Below are 4,498 nucleotides of genomic sequence, written 5' to 3' on the forward strand. Positions count from 1 at the left end.
TGGGCTATAACCAGATTTATCAAGGTTCTCGCCGTCAAGACTGGCAAGGCTTAGGGGAGTTTTGTCGCTGGGGTTTCCCTGCTATAGTGCAACAGACGTGGAGTTATATTGCGATCGCAACAGCAGTGTTTCTCCTCGGGGTCTTAATTTCCTGGTGGTTGGCTTGGCAAGATCCAGTGTTTATGTCCCTGGTGGTTCCGGAACAGTTAATTGAACAAGTACGCGATCGCCAGCAATTGTGGATGGGTTCGATTTTGGGCATGAAACCCTTAGCCTCCAGTGGCATTATGATTAACAATCTATCGGTATGCTTTCGGGCAGTGGCTGGTGGGATTACCTGCGGTGCCTTTACCCTATATGTCATGGCATTCAACGGAATACTGATTGGTGCCATTGGCACCTTAGTGGGTCAAAATAACTTAGCTTATCCCTTCTGGGCATTTGTGTTTCCCCATGGTTCCCTGGAATTACCCGCTATCTTCTTTGCTGGTGGGGCTGGTTTACTCATCGCTAGAGCAATTCTGTTTCCAGGCCAATATCGCCGGGTAGATGCATTGAAATTTTATGGCTCCCAAGCGGCTCAGTTGATGTTTGGGATTGTGCCGATGTTGATTATTGCTGGTATTATTGAAGGGTTTTTATCTCCCAGTCCCTTAGTGCCATCATTCCTCAAGTATTTGGTTGGAATCGGACTGTTTACCCTTCTAGTTATCTATTGTAGTAGCCGGAAAGTTGAGGGTCAGGTTTAGCCCATAAATTAGCTCAGGAAAAATGTAAGCATTTAGCGATATACTTACAAGATAAGAAGCGCTATACTAATAGTAATTAGACTCGACTGAAAGTCACCTTTGAAGTCAAATTTGTGCAAAAACAAAGGGTCAACATAAATTATCAGTCTGGTCAATAAATCACTCTAGAAAAGGCTGATTCATGCCTGGGTTGCTGCAAACTTTATCTGTGATAAAGGCTCATTTGGGCAACAGACGCTATGTTAGTCGAGGATACTTCAGAGTAGATTCCGAGCTTTAACTCGTAAGTAGCTCTCAACCAATTGCTGACTAATCTGATTCGCTGGTGCATCCAAGACCAAAACTCCTTTTTGCTTCAAGCGGGCAAAGGCAACTTGGCGCTGGGCAAGTAAATCCAGAGCCACAGCACGGGTATAAGCGGCTTGCCCAGGGTCAGGGTTGAGATCAATACTAATTCTCTTTCTCCCTTGCACCTGGTATCCGTTCTCCCAAAGCTGGTCTTGACTGGGAATTTTCTCTAACTGAGCGGTATTAGGGGGAGTGTGCGCCAATTGGTCAACAAGGGGGTCTCGAATGGTTACACAAAACGGTAAGTAGCGAGGGGTGAGGCGTTCTAGGGCTGCTAGCAATTCAGCGGAAGCAGTAACATCCACGATGTCTGTAATCAGTACGACTAAAGCACGACGAGTTTGCTGATTCACGAGTTTTGTAACAGCACCAAAATAGTCTGGTTCTAATAACACTGGCTGAATCGGAGTGAGGCGTTCTATGAGTTTCGATAGTTGATGTTGACCCCGTTCTGGTGGAATCCAGGTGGTTATGTCTCGATCAAAGACACCGATACCTACGCGATCGCCCCGATGTAATCCAGCTAATGCTAGGGCTAGAGTACTATTCAATCCCCAATCAAACCGCTTCAGTTGAAGTACCTGTGCAGTCATCAACCGTCCCCGGTCCAGTAATATAATCAAAGTCTGCTCTTTTTCCGGTTCCAGCACCCTGACTAAAGGGCGAGAGCGGCGAGCCGTGGCTTTCCAATCAATCAGGCGAGTGTCATCACCAATGCCATAGTCCCGCAGTTCAGCAAATTCTGTGCCAGCACCCAAGTTTCGGGAACGGCGCATGGTACCAGTATTTTCCAGGGTCAGGCGAATAGAAAGCGATCGCAAACTGACTAAGTCTGGATAAACTGCTACGTTCTGACTCCCTGGGATTTTCCAATCATCCCACACCAAGCCCCAAGGACTCAACTGGCGCACGTGAATATCTCCCCAGTGAAACTGACCTCGTTTGGCTGGGTGAACTGTATAGGTTAGTTCCTTGTTACTATTCCGGTCAAGGGTAGCAGCGATAGTTGGGGTGGAAACAGCAAACTCTAATGGATAGTAGTCTTTAATCAGAATTCGAGCAACCTGATTTCTAGATTCCACTGACAGCACAATCAGATTATCTCGCCCAATGGATAACCGTTGTAAAGGGGTGCGGGTTACCTTCACTCGGTTAGGTTTGACCCGTTTTCCATCCCATAAGGCTAAACCAAGGACAATGCCATCAAAGACAAAAGTAGTAATTAGACTGATTTGTTGATTAAAAACAGTAGCGAGTAATAATGCGATCGCAATACCTACTATTAACAGTAAATAGGTTCGTTTTGAGGGAATCATAGTTTTTTTTGAGTGCTGAGTGCTGACCCACTCACCTAGGCACTGGAACTTGCTTGAGTAATGAAGCAATTACTCCATCGATCTGTAACCCATCTAACTGCACCTCTGGTTTCAGAATCAGACGGTGACGGAGTAGAGGGAGTGCGATCGCTTTTACATCATCCGGTGTCACATAATCCCGTCCTGATAACACAGCTTGGGCTTTACTGGTTTGTAACCAAGCTACAGCAGCTCTTGGGGAGGCTCCCAAGGCTAAATCAGGATTTTGCCTAGTTTGTTGAACTAAGGCTAGCAAATAATCCAGCACCTTCTCGTCTACTTGGACAGCTTTAACCTCTTGACGAGCACTAAAAATTTGTTCTAGAGTTGCTAGAGCTTTCAGACGTTCTAAATCCAAACGGCGTCCACGAAATCCTTTCTCAGTATTGAGCAACATTTGCTTTTCTGCCGCCGCGTCTGGGTAATCCACTACCAGCTTGAATAAAAATCGGTCTAACTGAGCTTCTGGTAGGGGATAGGTGCCTTCAAATTCTAGAGAGTTTTGGGTAGCAATCACCCAAAATAATTCAGATAGAGGCAAGGTTTCCCCGTCCAAAGTGACTTGCTGCTCTTCCATTGCCTCTAGCAGCGCTGCTTGGGTTTTGGGTGGGGTGCGGTTGATTTCATCAGCTAGCAAAATCTCAGTAAAGACTGGTCCTTTTTTGAGGGTAAAGTTGCGGGTATTCAGGTCAAAGATATTAGTTCCTAAAATATCCGATGGTAGAATATCTGGGGTTAACTGAATCCGCCGAAATTCGGCTTGGATTAGCCTTGCTAAAACTTTGACAAGCAAGGTTTTACCGGTTCCTGGCACCCCCTCAATAATCACGTGTCCACCACTAAGCAACGCTACGAGTAACTGTTCGACTAGGGTCGATTGACCGACAATTATTTTGCCAAGGGTTTGCTTGAGGCGGTTCAAGACAGGGATATCATTGGTCATTTGGTTGATTAGCTATCCTGTGGGACAGTTTTCGTGGTACCACAATAGCATGGGCAAACTCTGGTTGATTGGGGTTGGGATTAGTTAGCTTGATATGCGGTGGTTTACGCAATTGGGCAGTTGTGATCATCGCATCAATCAATACGAATTTTCTGCCATTTTCCCAACCATTTTAGTAAGTCTGACTCCCTAATACGACGTTTACTAGATTGAATTTCCAGCAATTGTTTCAGTTCTGTAGCTGGACGTCCAGTTTGCTCAACCCAAGCATCAATTAGATCTTGCTCCTCAAGCAGAGTCTGTCCTAATCCTAGTGCTTTTTGCAGTTGCAGTTGTTCGTCTTTTCCTACAACTTCCAACACAAACTCACTGCTGCCTGCTTTTTGCAAAACACCTGCTAATGCTCGGATGTAGGCTTCGCTGTTATCCACCACTGGTTCAGATAGGGTCAATGGTTGTCCAAAGCGGCGATTCAGAGCCCAGATGGCAACCAGAAGAATGATTAATCCTTGGATCAAGGCTGGCAACAGAGGGGTTTTCGCTAAATAACTGAATAGAGTCTCACCGACCTCTCGCTTGATCACATCTACATCTTTGTAACCATGGAGGTATTCATCGACCCAAACGGGATTTTGGTTAGTTAGATTCTCCTCTGCTTTCAAGGGAGTAACCAGTTGGGCTAATAATTCATAGTTAGCCGGAAAGTCCTGATAGGCATTGGCAGCAAGATCGGATGTAGTGGCAAAGATAACTCTACCATCACCAATAGGCTTTTCCCAAACCACCGCACCAAAGCGATCGCTTAAAATTTTCTTCCCCTGATTACCCTTGTATCGCCGCCTGGTGTTAACCTTAACCTTTCCTGTTGAAGCCTCTTGGAGAGTACTAAAATCAGCGTCTGTCACCGGCTGCTTGACTCCCAAAATCACCATCCTATTGCCCTGTTTAATCCATTCTCGCTCTTTACCATAAATAGCATCTACTGTCAACCAACTAGTGACACGCAATAAGGTAACCGAACCTTGAGCATCGGTCTGATTCGCTAAATCCTCAAAGGGTTTTTGCCAACGCTGTACAGGAGTTCCTCGTTTTGCCATGTAAGC

5 protein-coding genes are annotated in these 4,498 nt (G+C 45.7%); 1 reads left to right on the top strand and 4 read right to left on the bottom strand.

Going from position 1 to position 4,498, the window contains the following annotated elements; translation table 11 throughout:
• Positions 1-749: stage II sporulation protein M (locus F6K52_RS32805; RefSeq protein WP_293088745.1), on the top strand; the 749-nt coding region annotated here is incomplete at its 5' end.
• A 257-nt stretch (positions 750-1,006) separates the two neighbouring features.
• Here the strand turns inward: F6K52_RS32805 and F6K52_RS32810 are convergent.
• The 4 genes from F6K52_RS32810 to F6K52_RS32825 form a co-directional block, all read right to left on the bottom strand.
• The gene (locus F6K52_RS32810) at positions 1,007-2,413 is read right to left on the bottom strand and encodes a DUF58 domain-containing protein (RefSeq protein WP_293088747.1); all 1,407 of its coding nucleotides are present in this window, start codon (positions 2,411-2,413) and stop codon (positions 1,007-1,009) included.
• A gap of 31 nt (positions 2,414-2,444) precedes the next feature.
• Complete coding sequence (locus F6K52_RS32815) at positions 2,445-3,395, bottom strand: MoxR family ATPase (RefSeq protein WP_293088750.1); 951 nt, start codon at positions 3,393-3,395, stop codon at positions 2,445-2,447.
• Entirely contained in the window at positions 3,385-3,525 is a 141-nt protein-coding gene (locus F6K52_RS32820) for a hypothetical protein (RefSeq protein ID WP_293088752.1), read from the bottom strand. Before F6K52_RS32820 ends, F6K52_RS32815 begins: the two co-directional genes overlap by 11 nt.
• Positions 3,526-3,529: 4 nt before the next feature.
• Positions 3,530-4,498 (bottom strand): DUF4350 domain-containing protein (locus F6K52_RS32825; RefSeq protein WP_293088754.1); only part of this gene is annotated, 969 nt, incomplete at its 5' end.

Origin of the sequence: Moorena sp. SIO3H5 (assembly GCF_010692395.1) — a bacterium.
Lineage (GTDB): Bacteria > Cyanobacteriota > Cyanobacteriia > Cyanobacteriales > Coleofasciculaceae > Moorena.

Bases quoted from the DNA above. Each gene is read 5' to 3' on its own strand.
- F6K52_RS32820 (WP_293088752.1), bottom strand. From the start codon at position 3,525: ATGATCACAACTGCCCAATTGCGTAAACCACCGCATATCAAGCTAACT.
- F6K52_RS32815 (WP_293088750.1), bottom strand. From the start codon at position 3,395: ATGACCAATGATATCCCTGTCTTGAACCGCCTCAAGCAAACCCTTGGC.
- F6K52_RS32810 (WP_293088747.1), bottom strand. From the start codon at position 2,413: ATGATTCCCTCAAAACGAACCTATTTACTGTTAATAGTAGGTATTGCG.